Genomic DNA, 21,369 nt, shown 5'->3' on the forward strand with positions numbered 1-21,369 from the left:
CAAGTTTTTGAAGATAAATATGCTTATCTTCTATAAAAATGTATCTCAGATGAAGTAATTTCACTCTCTTGATAAGGCTGTTCTGAAAGTGAATGTCCGAGTATGAAAATATAATAAAAAAAGTAAAAAATCAAGTCATTTCTATTGACAATGATTCTGAAAATGTTATACTAAGAAAGTAGTTTCGCTGATTTACTTCAAACCTGTTGTGAGGTAAGTTAACGATGCCTTAACCACGCTGTTTGCTGAGCTTGACTCCGGGCAGTGTGGCTATTTTTTTGCAATGATAAAAGGAAGCCAATTATGACAAATCACATTGTTTTATTTGAACCTCAGATTCCACAAAATACGGGCAACATCGCGCGTACTTGCGCTGCCACCAATTCTCCCCTTCACATCATTAAACCGATGGGATTTCCGATTGATGACCGCAAGATGAAGCGGGCTGGTTTGGATTACTGGGACAAGTTAGAGATTCATTTTTATGATAATTTGGCAGACTTCATGTCTCAGATGAAAGGGCAAGTCTACCTGATTTCGAAATTCGCAGAAAAGGTTTATTCTGAGGCGAATTTGGCAGGCGGTGAGGATCATTATTTTCTTTTTGGGCGTGAGGATAAGGGTTTGCCAGAGGACTTTATGCGTGAACATCCAGAGAAAGCTCTCCGTGTCCCGATGAATGATGAACATGTCCGCAGCCTCAATGTTTCCAATACGGTCTGCATGATTGTCTATGAGGCTCTTCGTCAGCAAAATTTTTCTGGTTTAGAGCTCGTTCACACCTATGAAGCAGATAAATTGAAATAATCAAAATGCTTGAACTTGCAAGCGTTTTTTGTTATGATTAAAGGGTCTTCAGGGCTGGGTGTAATTCCCGACCGGCGGTGACTTTAACTAGCTATTTTGGCTTACTCTTCGTTGTCTTGTCTCGATATACTCAAGTATTATCTTCGACTGCGACGCCTAGATTAATCTAAAATATCTTAGTTAAAGAAGTCCGCGAGCGCAAGCTGATGTGGTGCGATTCCACAACCGACAGTATAGTCTGGATGGGAGAAGACGAAAGAATGGCTTTGTCTGTTCGGATATGTTTATAGATGAATTGCAACCGCTTGCTCAACAGAGTGAGGGGGAACTTTTTGGATATAAAAAGTGAGAATAGATAGAGGGATCCTTTCCAACTTCTTCTGATTTTATAGAAAATTGGAGGAACCTGTTATGACAAACACACGTCGACTTTCGACCATTGCGATTTTATCAGCCATTTCATTTGTGCTGATGTACTTTGACTTTCCGCTCTTGCCAGCGGCGACCTTCCTCAAGATCGAGTTTAGTATCTTGCCAGTCCTTGTGGGCTTGGTGGTGATGGATTTGCCTGCTGCTCTAGGGATTCTCTTACTTCGATCACTCTTGAAGTTGCTTCTGAATAGCCAGGGAGTGAATACCTACATTGGCTTGCCAATGAATATCATAGCTTTGGGAGTTTTTGTTATCGCTTTTGGTTTGATTTGGAAAAAGGAACGTAGCACCCTTCGTTTCCTACTAGCATCTCTAGTGGGAACTATAGGATTGACTTCAGCGATGTTGGTTCTCAACTATGTCTATGCTGTTCCTTTGTACGCGCGGTTTGCTAACTTTGATATTGGAAAAATTTTGGGACTTTCCAACTACCTAATGACCATGGTATTACCTTTTAACTTGATTGAAGGTGTAATCTTTGCCGTTTCATTCTGGTTGTTATACGTCCTCTTGAAATCAACCTTAAAACATTATGAGAGATAAACAAACATTTTTAATGAAGGGCAGTTTTGCCCTTTTACTTTTCGTCCTTCTTGGATATATGGCTAAGTTCTATCCTGAAACGCTGGTCGGTTTTGATCAACCGATTCAGACTGCCCTTCGTGGGGACTTGCCAGATTATCTGACAGTTCTGTTCCGTGCCCTTACGCATTTGATTGATATCCCAGTGATTATCACTTGGGTTGTCATTACAGCCTTTATCTTTTATCGTAAGCAGTGGAAGATAGAAAGCTACTTCATGGCGGGCAATCTAGCCTTAGCTGGTCTTTTAATCGTGACCTTTAAAAATATTTATCAGCGCCCACGACCAGCTATCTTACACTTAGTCGAGGAGAAAGGATTTTCCTTCCCAAGCGGACATTCTCTGGCTGTAACCTTGATGATAGGCACTCTGATTGTCATCCTCAGTCAACGGATTAAAGATCCGGTTTGGAGAAAAATTGTGCAAATCGTCCTTGGCTTCTACCTAGTCAGTGTGCTTCTATCTCGGGTCTATCTGGGAGTTCACTACCCATCAGATGTTCTTGCCAGTTTCTGTGTGGGCTTGGGAGTCTTGTTTATCGAGTTTCCCTTCTATGACAAGCTCCGATTCCAATGGCGATTTAAAGGCAAGCAGAAGTGAGTATCAAATTCCTTTGAGGAAAAAGAAATGAAAGTCAATATAACAGATCTCCATCCGACTCAACTATACTTATCAGAAAAGAAGTTACAAGATATCCAGATGCTGTATCAGTCGGCAGAAATAATCAATGTTGCTCCAATCAGTATTCTTGCGTTCGGAGATTGCTTGTTGATTACAGATGGCCATCACAGGGCTTATCAAGCTTTATTGGCGGGTAGGAATATGATTTCTGCTGAGTGGGATAGAGATGGTGGCGATGAACTATATCATCTCTATGCGCAAGCTTGCGAGGAAAGAAAGATTTACTCTGTTTTGGATTTAAAAGACCATATCTTACCTCAAGATGAGTATGAAGCAAAATGGTATAATTGGTGTGATGGATTTAATCAAGCAGCAGCTCTTTTATTGAAAAGGAAAGCAGAAGAAACAGATTCTACAAATAGGTAATGCATTGTGTTTTGTTCCTTTTTATTTTATATTGAGAATAGTCTAATCTAACTTGTTTTTTAACTAAAAATCTGATAAACTATGTAGTAATTGAATAGGAATCCGCAAGACTAGTAACTCAAGGGAAGTATATCAGGGAGGAGAGCCGTGACTGCAAGCTCTCTATATGAAAGCTGGGTGAATTCGCTTGCGCATGGATTTAGAAATGAAGGTCTGACTTGTCAGATGAAAACGGATGGTACCGCGTGTCAACGCTCCGAGTGGAGTTTTTGGCATGTGGTTTTCTTTTTATCTACGAGAGACTGATGGAGGAATTATGTCAACTATTGAAGAACAATTAAAAGCGCTTCGCGAAGAGACGCTGGCTAGCTTGAAGCAGATTACTGCTGAAAATGAAAAAGAGATGCAAGAATTGCGTGTCGCTGTCCTTGGTAAAAAGGGTTCGCTTACGGAGATTCTTAAAGGAATGAAAGATGTCTCTGCTGAAATGCGCCCTGTCATCGGGAAACATGTCAATGAAGCTCGTGATGTCTTGACAGCAGCCTTTGAAGAAACAGCTAAGCTTTTGGAAGAAAAGAAAGTCGCGGCTCAACTGGCTAGCGAGAGCATCGATGTGACACTTCCAGGTCGTCCAGTTGCGACTGGTCACCGTCATGTCCTCACACAAACCAGTGAAGAAATTGAAGATATCTTCATCGGTATGGGTTACCAAGTCGTGGATGGTTTTGAAGTGGAGCAAGACTACTACAACTTTGAGCGCATGAACCTTCCGAAAGACCACCCAGCCCGTGATATGCAGGACACTTTCTATATCACAGAAGAAATCCTGCTCCGTACTCACACGTCTCCAGTTCAGGCGCGTGCTATGGATGCTCATGATTTTTCAAAAGGTCCCTTGAAAATGATCTCACCAGGGCGTGTGTTCCGTCGTGATACGGACGATGCGACCCACAGTCACCAATTCCATCAAATCGAAGGCTTGGTTGTTGGGAAAAATATCTCTATGGCAGACCTTCAAGGAACGCTTCAGTTAATCGTTCAAAAAATGTTTGGTGAAGAGCGTCAAATTCGTTTGCGTCCATCTTATTTCCCATTCACAGAGCCATCTGTTGAGGTGGATGTTTCCTGCTTCAAGTGTGGTGGAGAAGGCTGTAACGTATGTAAGAAAACAGGTTGGATCGAAATCATGGGTGCCGGTATGGTTCACCCACGTGTCCTTGAGATGAGTGGTATTGATGCGACAGTATACTCTGGTTTTGCCTTTGGTCTTGGACAAGAGCGTGTAGCTATGCTCCGTTACGGAATCAACGATATCCGTGGCTTCTACCAAGGGGATGTCCGTTTCTCAGAACAGTTTAAATAAGATTGAAACCTGAAACACAGTCCTAAACAGTCGCTCACATTTCATATAGTTAAAAAGAAACGACTGACTCGAAGAAAAAGAAAGGAATTGAAAAGGTCTTACTTGGTGGGATCTTACAATCAGAATTATGTTAGTATCTTATAAATGGTTAAAAGAGTTGGTGGACATTGATGTACCATCACAAGAGTTGGCTGAAAAAATGTCAACTACAGGGATCGAGGTCGAAGGTGTGGAATCACCTGCTGCTGGTCTCTCAAAAATTGTCGTCGGTGAGGTGCTTTCTTGCGAAGATGTACCAGAAACACACCTCCATGTTTGTCAGGTTAACGTTGGCGAAGAAGAAGCCCGCCAAATCGTTTGTGGTGCTCCGAATGTGCGTGCTGGTATCAAGGTCATGGTGGCTCTTCCAGGTGCTCGTATCGCTGACAACTATAAAATAAAAAAAGGAAAAATCCGTGGACTTGAGTCACTTGGAATGATCTGTTCACTTGGTGAATTGGGTATTTCTGACTCCGTTGTGCCAAAGGAATTTGCAGATGGTATTCAAATCTTGCCAGAAGATGCAGTACCAGGTGAGGAAGTTTTCTCATATCTAGACTTGGATGATGAAATCATCGAACTTTCTATCACACCAAACCGTGCAGATGCTCTATCTATGCGTGGGGTTGCTCACGAAGTAGCAGCTATCTATGACAAGGCAGTTAGCTTTAAAGAATTTACTCTTTCAGAAATGGACCAAGCCGCTGCAGATGCTCTTTCTGTCAACATTGACACAGACAAGGCACCCTACTACGCTGCTCGTATCTTGGACAATGTGACCATCGCCCCAAGTCCACAATGGTTACAAAACCTCCTCATGAACGAAGGTATCCGTCCCATCAATAACGTAGTGGATGTGACAAATTACATCCTACTCTACTTTGGTCAACCTATGCATGCCTTTGACTTGGATACCTTTGAAGGGACTGACATCCGTGTGCGTGAAGCGCGTGCTGGTGAAAAATTGGTGACCTTGGATGGGGAAGAGCGTGAGTTGGAAACAAATGACTTAGTTATCACTGTGGCTGACAAGCCAGTAGCCCTTGCAGGTGTTATGGGTGGTCAAGCAACAGAAATCTCTGAAAAATCTACTCGTGTTGTCCTTGAAGCAGCTGTTTTCAATGGCAAATCAATTCGTAAGACCAGTGGTCGCCTTAACCTTCGTTCAGAATCATCTTCTCGCTTTGAAAAAGGAATCAATGTGGCAACACTCAATGAAGCCTTGGATGCTGCAGCTAGCCTGATTGCCGAACTTACAGGTGCGACGGTGCGTAAAGGTATCGTTTCAGCGGGTGAACTTGATATTTCTGATGTGGAAGTTTCTTCAACTCTTGCTGACGTTAACCGTGTTCTCGGAACTGAGCTTTCATATGCTGATGTAGAGGATGTCTTCCGTCGTCTTGGATTTGGGCTTTCTGGAAATGCAGAAAGCTTTACAGTCAGCGTACCGCGTCGTCGTTGGGATATTACTATTGAGGCAGACCTCTTTGAAGAAATCGCTCGTATCTATGGTTATGACCGCTTGCCAACTAGTCTTCCAAAAGATGACGGTACAGCAGGGGAATTGACTGCGACACAAAAACTTCGCCGTCAAGTTCGTACTATTGCTGAAGGAGCAGGTTTGACAGAAATCATCACCTACGCTCTAACAACTTCAGAAAAAGCAGTTGAGTTTACAGTTCAACCAAGTAAGCTGACAGAACTCATGTGGCCAATGACAGTGGACCGTTCTGTCCTCCGTCAAAATATGGTCTCAGGTATCCTTGATACAGTTGCTTACAACGTAGCGCGTAAGAACAAAAACTTGGCTCTTTACGAGATTGGAAAAGTCTTTGAACAAACAGGCAATCCCAAAGAAGACCTACCAAACGAAATCAACAGCTTTGCCTTTGCCTTGACAGGCTTGGTTGCAGAAAAAGACTTCCAAACAGCAGCGGTTCCAGTTGATTTCTTCTATGCTAAGGGAATCCTGGAAGCCCTCTTTGCTCGTTTGGGGCTCCAAGTGACCTATACAGCAACAGCTGAAATCGCTAGCCTTCACCCAGGACGTGCAGCCGTGATTTCACTCGGTGACCAAGTTCTTGGTTTTCTTGGACAAGTACATCCAGTCACTGCTAAGGCTTACGATATCCCAGAAACTTATGTAGCGGAGCTCAACCTTTCAGCCATCGAAGCTGCTCTACAACCAGCGGCTCCATTTGTGGAAATCACGAAATTCCCAGCAGTCATCCGTGATATTGCCCTTCTTCTCAAAGAAGAAATTAGCCATCAAGAAGTTGTAGACGCTATCCAAGCTGCAGGCGTGAGACGATTGACAGATATCAAACTCTTTGACGTCTTCTCAGGTGAAAAATTGGGACTTGGTATGAAGTCAATGGCCTATAGCTTGACCTTCCAAAATCCAGAAGACAGCTTAACGGACGAAGAAGTAGCTCGCTACATGGAGAAAATCCAAGCATCACTCGAAGAAAAAGTTAAGGCAGAAGTGCGTTAAACCATCAATCCATCCTTCGGGGTGGATTCTTGCTTTTCAAAATGACAATTCAGGATCAAAAATGGGCAATTGGGGAGTAAAAGCACCTGTATGCACTTTAATGGGCTATAATTGTTCTATCACTTAGGCACTTAAGACCCTTAGGGGAAGTAGTTTTTAAGCTGGGATGGACAAGATAAAAATGTACATAAATCCTTGTAAAGGCTATCAAAAAGGAGTATAATAAGTGCAAGATATTTCGGAGGTGGAAAATGCTAGAAGTAAGAAATCTAGAGAAAAGTTTCGGTTCCAAGCAAGTCTTGTTTGGTGTCGATTTTCAAGCAAGTCCAGGACGGATTCTGGGACTGGTCGGGAAAAATGGTGCTGGGAAAACAACGATTTTCCACAGCATGTTGAAATTTTTGGACTATCAAGGAGCAATCAGTCTGGATGGGCAGGAGATTCGTCAGGAAACCTACGCTCGGATTGGTTATCTGCCTGAGGAACGCAGCCTCATGCCTAAGTTGACAGTCCTTGAGCAAGTTCGTTACTTGGCTACTCTAAAAGGCATGGATGCTAAGGAGGTCAAGGAAAAACTCCCTCAATGGATGGAAAAATTAGAAGTGAAAGGCAAATTGACCGACAAAATCAAGAGCCTCTCCAAAGGGAATCAGCAGAAAATTCAACTGATTATCACCCTAATCCATGAACCAGATTTGATTATCTTGGATGAGCCCTTTAGTGGTCTGGATCCAGTCAATACTGAGTTGCTCAAGCAGGTCATCTTAAAAGAAAAAGAGCGTGGTGCGACCATTATCTTTTCTGACCATGTCATGACCAACGTCGAGGAGCTTTGCGATGATATCCTGATGATTCGTGATGGGCGTGTGGTCTTGCATGGACCAGTTCAGGATGTTCGCAATCAATACGGGAAAACACGTCTTTTTGTTTCAAGTGAACGAAGCAAGGAAGAATTGGAAAAACTTCCTCATGTCAAACAGGTGAGCTTAACCAAGCAAGGTAGTTGGAAATTGATCCTCGATGATGAGAGTGCTGGAAGGGAACTCTTCCCAATCCTCACTCAAGGTCAATACATCGCGACCTTTGACCAACAAGCTCCAACAATCGATGAAATCTTTAAACTAGAATCAGGGGTGGAAGTATGAGAAATATGTGGGTTGTAATGAAGGAAACCTATCTTCGACATGTCAAGTCGTGGAGTTTCTTCTTTATGGTGATTTCGCCGTTCCTCTTTTTAGCCTTATCTGTAGGAATTGGCTATCTCCAAAATTCTTCTATGGCCAAGAATAGCAAGATAGCAGTAGTAACAACTGTGCCATCTGTGGAAGAAGGGCTCAAGGGTACTAATGGTATCAACTTTGATTATAAGGATGAAGCCAGTGCCCAAGCTGCTGTCAAGGATGAGAAAATCAAGGGTTACCTAACTATTGATCAAGAGGATAGTGTCATCAAAGCCGTCTATCATGGTGAAACCTCTCTTGAAAGTGGCATCAAACTAGCAGTAACCAATAAGTTAAATGAACTGCAATACCAACTCAATCGCTCAGCAGCCAATTTGTCTCAAGAACAGGAGAAACGCTTGAGTCAAACTGTTGACTTTACTGAGAAGATTGATGAATCTAAGGAAAACAAAAAAATTGTTCAAACCATTGCGGCCGCAGGGCTTGGTTTCTTCCTTTATATGATTTTGATTACTTATGCTAGCGTCACTGCTCAGGAAGTAGCCAGCGAGAAAGGAACCAAAATCATGGAGGTGGTCTTCTCTAGTATCCGAGCTAGTCATTATTTCTATGCTCGCATGCTGGCTCTGCTTCTTGTGATTTTGACCCATATTGGGATTTACGTCGTGGGTGGACTTGCTGCCATTCTGCTCTTTAAAGATATCCCTATCTTGGCACAATCTGGTATTTTAAACCACTTGGGAGAGGCTTTCTCGCTCAATACCTTATTGTTTGTCTTGGTTAGTCTCTTTATGTACGTTGTTTTGGCAGCCTTCCTAGGATCCATGGTTTCTCGCCCTGAGGATTCAGGAAAGGCCTTGTCGCCGTTGATGATCTTGATTATAGCAGGATTTGTGGGGGTAACTTCTCTAGGTGCTGCTGGTGACAATTTAGTTCTGAAAATTGGTTCCTACATTCCTTTCATTTCGACCTTCTTTATGCCATTTAGAGCTATAAATGGTTATGCAAGTGGTCTGGAAGCTTGGATTTCTCTTGCCATAACGGTTGCTTTTGCAGTCACTGCGACAGTCTTTATCGGACGTATGTATGCCAGTCTAGTCCTTCAAACGGATGATTTGGGAATCTGGAAAACCTTTAAACGTGCCTTAGCTTACAAATAGGAGAGCCTCGCGAAAGCGAGGTTTTTCTAGATGTTAAACAGCGAAATCGGTAAAAATATTTTTCATATCTATTGACTTTTAGTAGTAAAATTTGGTATGATAGTAGACGGTATTGTTTACCCCATTTGTAAGGCCCCGGAACCTTTCAAATACCCCGCGGACCGGAACATCCGCCCTGTAAACAAAAACGATATTCATATAGGAGAAATCATGAACAAAACTACATTCATGGCTAAACCAGGCCAAGTAGAACGCAAATGGTACGTTGTTGACGCAACTGATGTACCTCTTGGACGCCTTTCAGCAGTTGTTGCTAGCGTACTTCGCGGAAAAAACAAACCAACATTCACACCACACACTGATACAGGTGACTTCGTAATCGTTATCAATGCTGAAAAAGTTAAATTGACTGGTAAAAAAGCAACTGATAAGATCTACTACACTCACTCAAACCACCCAGGTGGATTGAAACAAATCTCTGCTGGTGAACTTCGTTCTAAAAATGCAGTACGTTTGATCGAAAAATCAGTTAAAGGTATGCTTCCACACAATACTCTTGGCCGCGCTCAAGGTATGAAATTGAAAGTATTCGTTGGAGCTGAGCACACTCACGCTGCACAACAACCAGAAGTTCTTGATATCTCAGGACTTATCTAAGGAAAGGAACAATAAAGTATGTCACAAGCACAATATGCAGGTACTGGACGTCGTAAAAACGCTGTTGCACGCGTTCGCCTTGTTCCAGGAACTGGTAAAATCACTGTTAACAAAAAAGATGTTGAAGAGTACATCCCACACGCTGACCTTCGTCTTGTTATCAACCAACCATTCGCAGTTACTTCAACTGTAGGTTCATACGACGTTTTCGTTAACGTTGTAGGTGGTGGATACGCTGGTCAATCAGGAGCTATCCGTCACGGTATCGCTCGTGCCCTTCTTCAAGTAGACCCAGACTTCCGCGATTCATTGAAACGTGCAGGACTTCTTACACGTGACTCACGTAAAGTTGAGCGTAAGAAACCAGGTCTTAAGAAAGCTCGTAAAGCATCACAATTCTCAAAACGTTAATCAATACGATTATATCAACGTTTCAAAGCACTCAAGAGTTTACTCATGGGTGCTTTTTTTGTGTTTTTTGAAAAAGTTCACCTCAAAGTTTACCTTATTTTAACCTTATTGTTTTAGAGACTTTAAGGCAAATTCACCGACTGCCATAGGGACTACGTTAGAAGTATTGACATAAATCTGTGTTGTACCTGTGTCGCTATGTGTTAGAGCTTCGGAAATGGCTTCTAAGCTCATTCCAGCCTGTTTAGCGAGCGTTGCTCCCGTATGACGTAGTTTATGTGGTGTAGCGTGTGTAAGCTCTGGGTGTCGCTTTCTGATAGTTTGCATCTTATTATTAAGATAGTCAGAATGTAGGGGTTTATTGATATTCCCTCTGGTATCTATATAAGTGAAGATGAATTGTTCTGGATTACTGATGATACCAAACTTTGCTAGTTCATATTTTTGTTGTTTTTTCCATAAGGTTAGGAGTTGAAGCAAGTCACTAGAAATAGAAAAGATAGTTTTTTTATTTCCTTTGGTAGATTTTACTTGTCCGTATCTATCTAAAGCCTGAATTAACTGAATCTGAGATTTTGAAAAGTCGATATGTTTCCACTGGAGAGCATATGTTTCTGATTTTCTATCTCCAAGGAAAAAAGTGAGATAGAAAAGGACGTAATCTTTGAGTGATATTCTATCATTCTCTAAATCCTCTTTAAAGGCTGAGAACCATTCTTGGAGTTGCTCATGAGTTAAATATAAATCTTCATCACGTTTTGATTCTGCAAGTTGAATTTTTTTAACAGCCTTAATTCGTCTTAAAGTTTTTGCAACTCTATTTGCTTCAATATATTCAAGTTCTTCTGCCCAATCAAAAATAGAAATAACGTAACTTCGTAAAGTTTTGAAGTTGGCATATTCGTTGGCTTTTGCCGTCATCAAATTTAGAATAACCTGTTTATTTTGGTTTAAAAATTGAATCGTATAGTTGCCAAGAAGTGATAGTATATGCTTTTCAAAACATGTTTTGGTATTAGCAATTGTTGACCTGCTTGGTGGCTTAGAAGTTGATGTAGTTTGTCCTGCTTTATAGGATTCCCACCAAATATTATTATAGAAGTCTGAGAAAAGAATATCTTCTTTTCCTAGTCCTGAAAACGCATTGTCTTCAATTTGGTTTAACTTCGTGAGTAAGTCTATCTCTGCTTGTCGTGCCTCCTTTCTTGTTTTGAATCGTTTATCGTAGTAGTTGTTGCTGACGATTCCAAGTGGCATTCGAGCTTCTATTGGAATGTAGATTTTTAAACGATAAGTACCATTTTTTGTTTTAGTGATAGTCATGATATTCTCCTTGTGTATCGAACCAGAAAATATCATGACTATTATAAAACAAAAATCTTGATATTTCTAGTTATGTGAGTTTAGCCATTGGTCGATAGCGTCTTTATGGAATCGAATCGTTTTACCGATTTTGATTTTGGGTAGGCCTTTTACAATCCAAGAATCCAGTGTATTGTTTGATATACCTAAATAGTTACAAGCTTGTTGCTTGTTCAAATAGGGGCTATCGATACCGCTCTTGTCTAATTGCTCTCTGATTTCTTTATTTATAAGATTAGAGAGTAAAAGTTGAATTTGATGAATTTGCTCATCTGGTAAGATTACTTGCATAGCTTTTCCTCCATTATACTTCTATTGAAGTAGTGCTTGATATGACGTCACTAGTTTCATTCGGGGTATTCGTCAAAGAATTTTCTGATGAAGTTATTTTGCTTTTGTCTGTGCTATACCTTCGTGAATCTAAATACTTAGCAAAAAAGTAAGTTTTATCTACGATAAGCCTTAATAAGATCGGATTTTCTTCTCTCGCATATCTAACCAGATGATTAAACTCTGTGAAATTCTTCTTGTCTATCACATCAATGATGGCTGATAGAAAATCATCGTTGTTATTGTTTATGAGGAATTTGTCTAATTCAAATCCGCATCCTATTTCTATATCATCAATTTTGTATTGAGTCTTTTCAGGATTCTCCGCATGAACAAAGTAGTCATACATCCCCTTGGGAGACATAATGGGCTCTACATGAGCAGGCCCCTTTAATTTATCCTTGATGAGTTCAGATACTTGATTATAGCTTTTAAGCGAATCAAAGAAAAAGGCTCCATGCTTATGAGCTTTCTTAAGTTCCCCTGTTTTTCGATTGATATCTCTATCATGCCAAGGTGATAAGATAAAGGGGATATGAAAACCTTCAAGGATTTCCAAATAGTTTTCTGGGGCGCTCTCTCTGTAGAAAAGAAAAGCCCATTTATTAGAACGTTGTTCTTTTGCCATATTCAATATGTCTCGCTTTCAAATTGTATTTCTATCTATAAGGAGATTTAGAGGGGTGTCTTCGGAAGGTGGGACACGCTTTATTTGATATTTTTGTGATTATTGATTATTGGACTAACGGGGTCGTAGTAACCCGTTAGTCCGTAGACCAAAACAGAAGGGCGCTAGGTGGCGCTCACTTCGTGCGCCAAAGCGCCCTTCCAATCATTTGCGTCTTGTTCCGATAAAGTAGAAGTCCATGCCCTTTCTTTCAGGTCGTGAAAAATAATAGTCTGGATTGCGACTAGAAACTTCTTCACTGATGATTGTTTCCAAATCCTTTAAGATTTTAATGGCTTGTTGGGATTTGGGAACAGGAATAATCAAGGTTGCGCTTCCTTCTCTTATATCTACAACCACTTTCTGAATTGCTTTATTGAACTGTTTATTGACAGGACTGTATCTTTTTATATTCCCTTGCTCGCTTGTGCTTCCAGATTCTGAGTGTTCTCTTTGAATAAGAAAAAGGCGAAGTGAAAAGGTCTGTATGATGGACTTAAAGAGGTTAGATACTCTATCTTCTCTCTGTCGTATCTTAATTTCATAGCCAAATAATCCAAAGAATAAGAGAAGGGACAAGAAAGAGATAGATGAGCTGATAAAGTGAAGCAAGTGCAGGAAATCAAACAGAGATGTGAAATAAATACTGTTTTCCAAGGGATTCATTCCAAGCCTCAATAAGATTGAAATAAGCATAGATAGGATTCCTATTATAAAAAGGGTGGTTGCTGGATGAATGGTTTTTTGAAAATTCGTTTTTATCATAGTCTATAAAATTCCTTTCGTAGTGTAATAGGTGGGGCAGAGGAGGGGGAGAACTTGATAAGGATGTTCGTTATCAATGATTTGAATTAAGCCAGTTCCTTTGCCGATTGGAATAACAATGCCTTCTGGGTCAAGGTCGGGAAACAAAAATTGTGTGGTCTTTTTATTAATGTTTCCAATTTGTATAAGAACGTTTAATTGTTCTCGAACAGAAACTGGTATGGTAGTATGATCAAAGCGTTGACTGACTAGAAGTAAATGAACTCGTGTGGAACGTCCCAGTAACGCGATTTGAGATAATAACGAGAAGAAGGAATCTTTTATGGTTTTGTTGACCCCTTCTGACAAGGCAAGGACTTCATCAATGACAATGCTTAGATGTTTAAAATCGTGCCTAGGATTTTCAAACAGGATGGCTTGCCTTTTATGGATGATGGTCAGACACTTGCTTAAGTTTTCATTGATTTCTGACACAAAGTCAGACTTAGAACGGTTTTCATGAGGGTGAATGACAGGGATTTGGTATTCTCTTGCCCAACGTGATGGGGTATCAAACTTAGGGTCAATGATAATCAAGTCAGAAAAGTTTCTGAGGACACTTAAAAGGTAGGTAAGGGCATAGCTTTTTCCACTACCTGAATTTCCCGCAATCGCAAGGGATGTTACCTTGTCATAGTTAATGGTTAGATTTTTCATAATAGGAATATTATTACACTTTAGATTTGAGGCAAATGTCTCAAGTTCTGGAATAACCAAGCGTTCCGAAATTCCGATTTTCCATGGGAAGAATAAGCCTCGCTGAACATGAATATCCTCTGTCTTTAATGCGATAAAGTAAGCAGAATTTTGCTTTAACAAAGTATATTGTGGATAGAGGGAGGCGTTTGCGATTAGAAAAATCTTTTGATACAAGTCATCATCGATGATAAAGCCACAAGGAAGCCGAGGGACAAAGATAAAGCCGTCTTCTCGGACGAGAATGTTAAAAGAGTTGGTGTAGGATGTTTCACCCTGTAATACAGAGCCCAAACCCATGTTCAAGCTCTGTAACAGGTATTGTTCCAACTCTCTTTGTGTGAGAGTTGAAACCATTAGTTCACCTCTTTCAATCCATCAGCTTTGAAGTAAACATTGTAGTTAACTTCGCATGCTACTAGATTTTCAAATGAAATTAGAGATAGGTAGTCTGGTAGTTCAGGTGCTTCTGTAAATTTTACTTGAAAAGGTGGAAGTCCTTTTTGACCAAACCAAGCCTTATATGCGATAATTTCACCGGTTGGTTTATTATCTTCATATTTTTGTTGGGGTTCGAGTTCGTCACTCAATAAGTAGATAGGTTCGGTAAGGTCAACGTATTGTTGAGCGATGTGGTTTGAGTAACCGCCTTTGCGGTGTTGTGGTTTAATTTTCATATGGATATACCTTTCTATAAGTAGATTTAAAAGTGAGAAGAGACAAGCTCGGTTTCATGTCATGAGCTGGACAGTCTTTATTTACTCTTCTAGTTTTTCCCTCAGAAGTTTGAGCGATTTTTCTAGCCTTCTTTTGACTGTTTTATCACTGAGGTGAACTTCTTCAGCTAATTGAGTAAAATTTTTATCTTCAAAGAAGTAACCAAAGATAATGATTTGTTCGATGTCGTCAAACTCGTCAATTGTCTGATAGACAATCTTGGTATCTTCTTCATAAATGAGTGACTCAAGAGGATTGGAGTGTCTGGAATTGTCAGGTAGAAAGTCAAGCATTTCTTTCCTCTTATAGATGAAATTGAGGCTGAGTTTTCCATGATACCTGTCTTTCCTCTCTGCGTTATCAAATGGTAATGATAAAAGATGGACAACTCTTTTCCAGTCGCCACGTTCAATCGCTTCCTTGATTTCTTTTTCTCTTCGGATAGCGACCTTGTCAGGTTTGGGTTGTTTTGAGTTCTGTTTTTTTGTCATAATTCTTTACCTTTCTTTTGGACAAAATAGTGAATGGACTCTTGCTCGGTTTAGTGTCATGAGCTGGACAGTTGTTCTTATTTATAAGGAGATTTTTTGGGAGTTTTCGGACTAAAAAGTGAAAAAAGTTCAGAAAAAACAAAAAATCCCCCACAGCACTTGTGGGGGAGGGAGGGTAGGATAAAGATTTGTAACGGAAGTAAGTGGTAAGAGTTTTTAGAAAATCAAATAATTCAATATTTTTAGGAGAACAGAGAAATCTGTTCTCTTTTTTGTTCGCTTAAAATTCTATTTGAAAGGAGTTCAATGATGATAGGATTAGAGATTGTAATGAATTTAGACACGTTAGAAATCTTTGACGTTATCGATCATGATGAGAGTGGAAATAGCGAACAAGCGCCTAAAACCATCCAATTAAGTTTGTTTGACTCAATGACGTGCATTTGACAGAAGGAGATAAATCAGGATGGACAGAGAAGCGCTATACAATGAATTAATTCAAAGCGAACCATTAGGTTTCATTGATCCATTCTCAGATCTTGGGGAGTTTGACCCTCTTCAGCTGAAATTTAAACAACCCGTAAAAGACTTAGTGAATCGATATTCAGGACAACCTTACAGCTTGGCCTGGCAACATAAAATTATGGAAATGCGGAAGTTGTTTATTGCCTATCAGATAGCATTAAATGAAGAAGATAAGCAGATAAACTTTCAGCGAAGAACAAGAAGCGAAGAGTCCAAAGAACATGCTACTACTATTGTAACAACATATTTGAAGTTGGGATTTAGTTTTAAAGAAATTGAGAAGCGTGTTTCTTTATCTTACAAACAACTTCGTCGAGGATGGAGAAGAAGTGATCACATCATGACAAATAGTCCTGAATTTTATAGCAAAAGGGACTTATCCGAAGGTTACTGTTTACCGAGTAAGAAGCTACCTAAAAGTATGAGAATAAATGAGAGATAGAAAATGGAAATGGGTATTTGTAGACGATGTTCTTGCAACTGGGTTACACCTTGCATCAATGAAAAGTATGGTCCTTGTTGGTGGGTAGATAAAAACAGAACGCTGTGTAGTCACTGTTTTTATGGATTTAATGATGAATCTTGTCAGACAAAAGTTTATTACAGACCAGGTTGTTATCAGAAGAATTATTGAATAAATGAGAATGAACATAGGAGGAAAGAACTATGAAAAATACAGACTGGAAAAAAATTACACAAAGACCCCTTACTAGCGAAGAAAAAAAGGAATACGGAGATGAAATTGAATTCATGTGGGATGGGAAAATCCCTGAATTAGACGAAGAGGTTCTTGTTTACACAAGTGAAAGTGAAGAAGTGTATACAGATATCTGGGTTGATTTTAACGATGGTATTGGTTTTGAAAATACTTGTAGTAGTGTTATTTATTGGATGAGTTTTCCAAAACCGCCTGAAATCAAGGAGTAAGGATATGAAATAAAAGCCATCTCAAAAAGGAATTTGTAACGTATGTGCTTGCTACTGGGTAACATCTTGTACCAATAAAAAGGAGGATTGATATGGATGAAGAAGATATTAAATTGTTTAATGCTGCTTTTTTGTGTCTGGGAATAGTAGGGGTAATAGTTATCGCTTTGATAGCTTTCCAACCTGATGGTTATCAAAGATTCTTAAAGTTTATAGAAATAACTTCAGAGGGCTTTGAAAAATTTTCTAATATCATGAACGAATTACTTTCGTTCTGGAATTGATTTATCGAATTGGCTTGAGAGAGATTGGGAATTTGCAGGTGCTGAGAATAGATTATCTCACGGAAAAAAGAAAAAAGCCCAATTGGGTAGGAGGAACTTATATGCTTAATAACTTTAGAACAGCGAGTGCTTATGCAAGCGCTCGTAGACAACAAAAGACTGCTCAAAGAAAAGTCTTCTGGGATAGTTTTGGGGAAATCACTCCTAGCGAGTGGGCAAACGCCAAGCTATCTGGAGAGGTTGAAATTGGGGTTTCAAACGATAGCATCAAGGGTAGAGAAAACCTTCCTAGATTGGATTACAAGCTAGGTTGGTTGCCAAACGGACATCGTTACCGTTTAGGTGCTAAAAAGAAACCAGTATCAAAGATTATGCCTTTCCAACCACGGAAAGACGATGACGATCTTCTGAGCGCAGAAGAGTTCGAGCGGCTGTTAAGTACACTTTAAAAAGTATTCTGTTGTTAATTTATTTTAAAAGCCTAGAAATAAGCAAGAAGGAAAATATGATTTTGTTATTTATTATATTATTTGTTGTAGGAGTGTGCATTTCATTCAGTGGAGTATTGATCATAGCTAAAAATACAGACATTAGACTTGGATGGAGTGGTGAGAAAGATTTCTTTTTGTCTCTAAGTCCTTTGGAATGGGGGTTAAGTCTCTTTTTAATTATTGTAGGAGGGGGAATGATTTACCTATCGTGTAAGGAGTTGTTGCCGTATCTTATAGGTTCATTTGAGTTGAAATAGGAGGCATAGTATGACAGTATTGTATTATTATCTTTTTATAAACAAGGGTATCTTGAAATCAATAAGAGAGAACATTCTTTATTCTAAGAGTGTATGGAAAGTGCTAGTAAATATCATTTATGGAGCTATCTCGTTTAATGCTATCCCTTTATCTTATTCTTGGTTTTTAGTATATCTCAACAACTGGATTGCTATGTCGTCAGTTAGTTCGGGAGTTATTGAGAATAAAGTAATGGCGTTCATGCTGCTATGCTTTTTAGTTATCTCTTTCATTGATATAGTCGGTTTGCTTCTTATCACAGTACTAGGAACTGTAACTTTAGCTTTTATGATACTGGCAAGATTCTTTGACGAACTATTTGACAGAGAACGAAAGAACGAGAATAGAAAAAGACTTAAACATATACATAAATCATTGACTAAGTAGATTGGAGTTTAAATAGGAGGTATAGTATGACAGTATTAAATCTACATAAAAAAGAGTGCCTAGAGATTGCTAAAAGGATTTTGGATTGGAATTTTATCGATCCAATTTTAGTCAAAACGAACTCACGCAGCCACATGGATACTCTAATGATTATAGACGGAAAAAAACTAGCTGAAAAGCTAGAGTTGGAAATCAAGAGCAGTCTGGAAAGGAGTGACTTATCGAATAGCTATCTTGTAGAGTTTGATTTTGATAACCCAAATTTACAAAGCGATAGCTTATTCTTTGAGAAAATAATTGAATCAGCAGTTTTTTATCAAGTTCCAGAAAGTATTTCTGAAGCTAATAAGGATTTACAATGGTTCAAAAAAGTTATCTATGAGAACGGATATTCTAAAGAGGAATTGAGGAAAGAGTTTGGAATTGGTGAAGTCAACCCAAAATTGAACATGGAATTTTTAGACTTAACAATCGCATCACCGATTGTAGTGGAAACTGTTTTCCTAAGACAGACAACAGGAACTGAGGTTGGGCGATTTCAGCAGTGTATATTACCACATGAAAGAGGTTTTGAACCATCTGTCGAAATTAGAAAACATTATATAACAAAACAGTTTGAGCAAAAACTCCCAGTTCAAATTCTTTCAACAAAAACAATTACAACAAAAAATATGTTATCTAATGGATACACTTCCAATAACTTTATTGTCAAGGCGATCCTTGAACGTATTTTAAAGGAAATCGAGAACACTATTGAATATCAGACAATGGCTGGATTGACTGAAGAGCAATACGACTTTGTGAATTGGGCAATGCAGATTGCAAAAACAGTAGATGAACGTATCCGTCAGTTTGATAATTTGTGTTATACAAAGGAAGAGCTAAAGGATATGACTGATATATCTAGTAGCATGATAGATAAAGTAGAATATGTTTATATGATTGAGTTTGACGGTATCTACAATCGCTTAGTGAAAGCTGAACGCTTGCAGAAAATCCTTGCTGACGGCAGCCTTTTAGGCCAGAAAGAGGAAATTGAATTGAAAGAAACAAGCACTGGTCTGGAAGTGAAAGATACAGACATTGAACACTTAGAACAATCGTATAGTGCTTTGACTATCAACGCAGTACCACTCTATTACTAAAATATTGATGATTAGCGCTTTTGGAAATATATTTTATAAGTGTATTTGACTTCAAACTATAACTAGTGAAGGGATACGAGAGACCTAAAAATCATGAAAAAGATTGATTTATTAAAATGCTTATCCATCATCACAAAAGATGGGTTAAGAACACAAAAATTTAAGAATAGCCATCTACAACTTATCTCTTCAGCTGAAGAAGGAAGACGAGGGTCTGTATTTGCGTATCGTTCAAAAGCAAATATGGTGAAGGCACGTGGTGTTGTTTTAACCTCTGTCGAATCATTGCTGGAGAACCAGGATCAGTTTACACACTGGACGCCTAACGTATATTGCTATGGAAGCTATAGTGATGCTGGTCGACGGATTACACGTGGCCACTCTGAAGATAATCTTAGACAGATTAACACATTCTATATTGACTTCGATATTACCTCTGCAGCTGAAGAAATGACGACAGGAGATATTTTAACTGCTTCCCTGGAGTTAGGTTTTATGCCGACTTTGATTCTAAAATCTGATAAAGGATTTCAAGCCTATTTTGTCCTCTCAGAATCAGCTTATGTTACAGCTCATTCCCAATTTCGATTGGTAAAGGTGGCTAAAGCTATCTCTCAAAATTTGAGAAATTACTTTGCTCAAACTTTACCAGTAGATATGACCTGTAACCATTTTGGAATTGCTCGGATTCCTCGAACTGATAATGTTGAATTTTTTGAAGCTGACTATACCTATTCCTTCCAGGAGTGGTTAGATTGGTCGATGAAGCAATCAGACCTTCCCTTCCCAAGTAAAAAACCCAATTTGACGGTTATTTCAGGCTCTGAAGGGGTAAAACAGATTGATGAACCCTGGTATCAATTGCTGATGAGAGAGGGGAATATCAAAGGTGGAAAAGCCTTGATGGGAAGAAACAACGTTCTTTTCACGCTTGCTTTAGCCAATTTCTCTTCAGGAATCGATCAGGAAGAGTGTGAGGAGGTTCTTTCTAGTTTCAATGCAAATCTAGACGAACCACTTTCTTCAGCTGAATATCATAAGATTATCACTAGCGCCTACTCAGGAAAATATGAAGCTGCTAGTCGTGACTATGTAATGACTTTATGTAAAGCATGGGTCAATCAGGAACTCAAGGCTTCAGATCTCTTTGTGAAGCAACGTTGGTACAAGTTTAAGAAGAAACGTGCTGACAGAAAGAATAGTCATCTTCATGAATGGAAAACAGACGTTATGGCCTATTTAGAAGGCTTCTATCAATCTGAGGGTCCATTTATCCAGACGACAAAAAAAGAGATACGAGAGAAGTTGAACATTCCTGAGCGTTCATTAGACAAAGTATTGAAGGTTCTCAAAACAGAACAAAAGATCTTCTTCACAGTCAAACATGGCCGTAGAGGAGGCATCAGATTAGCCTCTATCAAAGCAATCTTGCTTTCCCTTATTCAGGTAAAGAAAGAACGTCAGGAGGCTTATATGGCCAATATTGCTGCTTTCTTTGAAGAAAGCTTAGAGTTCACTCAGAGAGTGATAGAAAGGGTTAAAGATGGCTTTAAACAAACACAACAACTATCTCTATTTGAACTTGATATTGGATAATTTTAAAAACCCGCAAACTGCCTTTACATTATATCTATGATTATTACCAAGATATAAATGTACATAAAATAACCTATGGAGGAATGATATGATTTTGATTTTAGTTGGATTGTTTAGTCTTATATTTGTAGGAGGATTTTTCTTAGTTCTCTCACTTATAGGGATTCGTCAACAAGTTCGTTTTGAAAACGGATATGATGCTGAGTTAGAGACAGATCAGCTGGCAATGATTAACCAAAATAGAAAGTGAGAAGAAGAATGAAGTACGTAATTTTCAGTTTTGAATTAGGTGACTATATTTGTAATGGGGAGAATAAAGTTTTAGTTTTTGATACCCTGGGACTAGCTTTTCAGTATCTTCAAAAACATTACCGTAAACCACTTCCTGAACAAAGAAAAAAGAGATTGATTCACTATCCTGATGTGTATCAAGCTCCGTTTAGACTTCTAAAAGTTTGTTAGGAAGGGGAAAGGTC

At 39.2% G+C, this 21,369-nt stretch carries 26 protein-coding genes and 1 riboswitch; of the genes, 19 read left to right on the forward strand and 7 right to left on the reverse strand.

The genetic code is table 11. The features are described from left to right. Positions 1–303: 303 nt before the first annotated feature. From HF881_RS05610 to rpsI, 10 genes are all read left to right on the forward strand, one after another. Entirely contained in the window at positions 304–807 is a 504-nt protein-coding gene (locus HF881_RS05610; protein WP_169446763.1) for a tRNA (cytidine(34)-2'-O)-methyltransferase, read from the forward strand. Between the two features lie 40 nt (positions 808–847). Further along, a riboswitch (FMN riboswitch) is annotated at positions 848–1,065 on the forward strand. A gap of 153 nt (positions 1,066–1,218) precedes the next feature. After that, entirely contained in the window at positions 1,219–1,782 is a 564-nt protein-coding gene (locus tag HF881_RS05615; RefSeq protein ID WP_132972649.1) for an ECF transporter S component, read from the forward strand. Continuing rightward, the gene (locus HF881_RS05620; protein ID WP_206283174.1) at positions 1,772–2,422 is read left to right on the forward strand and encodes a phosphatase PAP2 family protein; all 651 of its coding nucleotides are present in this window, start codon (positions 1,772–1,774) and stop codon (positions 2,420–2,422) included. The genes HF881_RS05615 and HF881_RS05620 overlap by 11 nt, the downstream gene beginning before the upstream one ends. Positions 2,423–2,449: 27 nt before the next feature. After that, positions 2,450–2,869 carry a chromosome partitioning protein ParB gene (locus HF881_RS05625; RefSeq protein ID WP_169446764.1) on the forward strand — a complete coding sequence of 140 codons (420 nt, stop codon included), beginning with the start codon at positions 2,450–2,452 and terminating at the stop codon, positions 2,867–2,869. A gap of 316 nt (positions 2,870–3,185) precedes the next feature. After that, positions 3,186–4,232, forward strand: coding sequence for a phenylalanine--tRNA ligase subunit alpha (pheS, locus tag HF881_RS05630; RefSeq protein WP_169446765.1), 1,047 nt, complete (start codon positions 3,186–3,188; stop codon positions 4,230–4,232). A 127-nt stretch (positions 4,233–4,359) separates the two neighbouring features. Next, a complete protein-coding gene (pheT, locus tag HF881_RS05635) occupies positions 4,360–6,765 on the forward strand; it encodes a phenylalanine--tRNA ligase subunit beta (protein WP_169446766.1) in 2,406 nt (801 codons plus the stop codon). Between the two features lie 251 nt (positions 6,766–7,016). After that, the gene (locus HF881_RS05640; protein WP_093585940.1) at positions 7,017–7,910 is read left to right on the forward strand and encodes an ABC transporter ATP-binding protein; all 894 of its coding nucleotides are present in this window, start codon (positions 7,017–7,019) and stop codon (positions 7,908–7,910) included. Further along, positions 7,907–9,106 (forward strand): ABC transporter permease, encoded by a 1,200-nt coding sequence (locus HF881_RS05645; RefSeq protein ID WP_169446767.1) that lies wholly within the window; start codon positions 7,907–7,909, stop codon positions 9,104–9,106. Before HF881_RS05640 ends, HF881_RS05645 begins: the two co-directional genes overlap by 4 nt. 210 nt (positions 9,107–9,316) lie before the next feature. Next, positions 9,317–9,763 (forward strand): 50S ribosomal protein L13, encoded by a 447-nt coding sequence (gene rplM, locus HF881_RS05650; RefSeq protein ID WP_001044624.1) that lies wholly within the window; start codon positions 9,317–9,319, stop codon positions 9,761–9,763. Between the two features lie 18 nt (positions 9,764–9,781). Continuing rightward, positions 9,782–10,174: a 30S ribosomal protein S9 gene (gene rpsI, locus HF881_RS05655; RefSeq protein ID WP_000075973.1), complete on the forward strand. Its 393-nt coding sequence runs from the start codon at positions 9,782–9,784 to the stop codon at positions 10,172–10,174. Between the two features lie 105 nt (positions 10,175–10,279). On the opposite strand, the gene HF881_RS05660 is transcribed toward rpsI, so the two are convergent. The 7 genes from HF881_RS05660 to HF881_RS05690 all read right to left on the reverse strand — a co-directional run bounded on the left by HF881_RS05660 (position 10,280) and on the right by HF881_RS05690 (position 15,241). Next, positions 10,280–11,497, reverse strand: a complete 1,218-nt coding sequence (locus HF881_RS05660; protein WP_169446768.1) for a site-specific integrase — start codon at positions 11,495–11,497, stop codon at positions 10,280–10,282. Between the two features lie 66 nt (positions 11,498–11,563). After that, positions 11,564–11,827: a helix-turn-helix domain-containing protein gene (locus tag HF881_RS05665; RefSeq protein WP_061418099.1), complete on the reverse strand. Its 264-nt coding sequence runs from the start codon at positions 11,825–11,827 to the stop codon at positions 11,564–11,566. Positions 11,828–11,840: 13 nt separating this feature from the next. Then, entirely contained in the window at positions 11,841–12,494 is a 654-nt protein-coding gene (locus HF881_RS05670; protein ID WP_061418095.1) for a replication protein, read from the reverse strand. Positions 12,495–12,698: 204 nt separating this feature from the next. Next, positions 12,699–13,199 (reverse strand): hypothetical protein, encoded by a 501-nt coding sequence (locus tag HF881_RS05675; protein WP_231077322.1) that lies wholly within the window; start codon positions 13,197–13,199, stop codon positions 12,699–12,701. Positions 13,200–13,301: 102 nt separating this feature from the next. Next, positions 13,302–14,390, reverse strand: coding sequence for a cell division protein FtsK (locus HF881_RS05680; protein ID WP_061418089.1), 1,089 nt, complete (start codon positions 14,388–14,390; stop codon positions 13,302–13,304). Continuing rightward, on the reverse strand, positions 14,390–14,704 hold the full coding sequence (locus HF881_RS05685; protein ID WP_346775286.1) for a hypothetical protein: 315 nt from the start codon (positions 14,702–14,704) through the stop codon (positions 14,390–14,392). Before HF881_RS05685 ends, HF881_RS05680 begins: the two co-directional genes overlap by 1 nt. Before the next feature lie 87 nt (positions 14,705–14,791). Next, positions 14,792–15,241: a sigma-70 family RNA polymerase sigma factor gene (locus tag HF881_RS05690; protein ID WP_061426700.1), complete on the reverse strand. Its 450-nt coding sequence runs from the start codon at positions 15,239–15,241 to the stop codon at positions 14,792–14,794. Between the two features lie 466 nt (positions 15,242–15,707). On the opposite strand from HF881_RS05690, the gene HF881_RS05695 reads away from it, so the two are divergent. The 9 genes from HF881_RS05695 to HF881_RS10490 all read left to right on the forward strand — a co-directional run bounded on the left by HF881_RS05695 (position 15,708) and on the right by HF881_RS10490 (position 21,355). Beyond that, positions 15,708–16,208, forward strand: coding sequence for a modification methylase Sau96I (locus tag HF881_RS05695; RefSeq protein ID WP_101776660.1), 501 nt, complete (start codon positions 15,708–15,710; stop codon positions 16,206–16,208). Between the two features lie 224 nt (positions 16,209–16,432). Continuing rightward, positions 16,433–16,693: a hypothetical protein gene (locus tag HF881_RS05700; protein WP_101776662.1), complete on the forward strand. Its 261-nt coding sequence runs from the start codon at positions 16,433–16,435 to the stop codon at positions 16,691–16,693. A gap of 92 nt (positions 16,694–16,785) precedes the next feature. Continuing rightward, positions 16,786–16,977 carry a hypothetical protein gene (locus HF881_RS05705; protein WP_101776663.1) on the forward strand — a complete coding sequence of 64 codons (192 nt, stop codon included), beginning with the start codon at positions 16,786–16,788 and terminating at the stop codon, positions 16,975–16,977. A gap of 101 nt (positions 16,978–17,078) precedes the next feature. Next, complete coding sequence (locus HF881_RS05710; protein WP_101776664.1) at positions 17,079–17,426, forward strand: hypothetical protein; 348 nt, start codon at positions 17,079–17,081, stop codon at positions 17,424–17,426. 309 nt (positions 17,427–17,735) lie between these two features. Further along, on the forward strand, positions 17,736–18,152 hold the full coding sequence (locus tag HF881_RS05715; protein ID WP_169446771.1) for a hypothetical protein: 417 nt from the start codon (positions 17,736–17,738) through the stop codon (positions 18,150–18,152). 26 nt (positions 18,153–18,178) lie between these two features. After that, on the forward strand, positions 18,179–19,297 hold the full coding sequence (locus HF881_RS05720; protein ID WP_169446772.1) for a hypothetical protein: 1,119 nt from the start codon (positions 18,179–18,181) through the stop codon (positions 19,295–19,297). A gap of 93 nt (positions 19,298–19,390) precedes the next feature. Further along, positions 19,391–20,893 (forward strand): primase C-terminal domain-containing protein, encoded by a 1,503-nt coding sequence (locus HF881_RS05725; RefSeq protein ID WP_169446773.1) that lies wholly within the window; start codon positions 19,391–19,393, stop codon positions 20,891–20,893. Positions 20,894–20,981: 88 nt separating this feature from the next. Next, positions 20,982–21,143, forward strand: coding sequence for a hypothetical protein (locus HF881_RS05730; protein ID WP_169446774.1), 162 nt, complete (start codon positions 20,982–20,984; stop codon positions 21,141–21,143). An 8-nt stretch (positions 21,144–21,151) separates the two neighbouring features. Next, positions 21,152–21,355: a hypothetical protein gene (locus HF881_RS10490; RefSeq protein ID WP_000878299.1), complete on the forward strand. Its 204-nt coding sequence runs from the start codon at positions 21,152–21,154 to the stop codon at positions 21,353–21,355. Positions 21,356–21,369: the final 14 nt, after the last annotated feature.

This window comes from Streptococcus sp. WB01_FAA12 (assembly GCF_012843315.1).
Lineage (GTDB): Bacteria > Bacillota > Bacilli > Lactobacillales > Streptococcaceae > Streptococcus.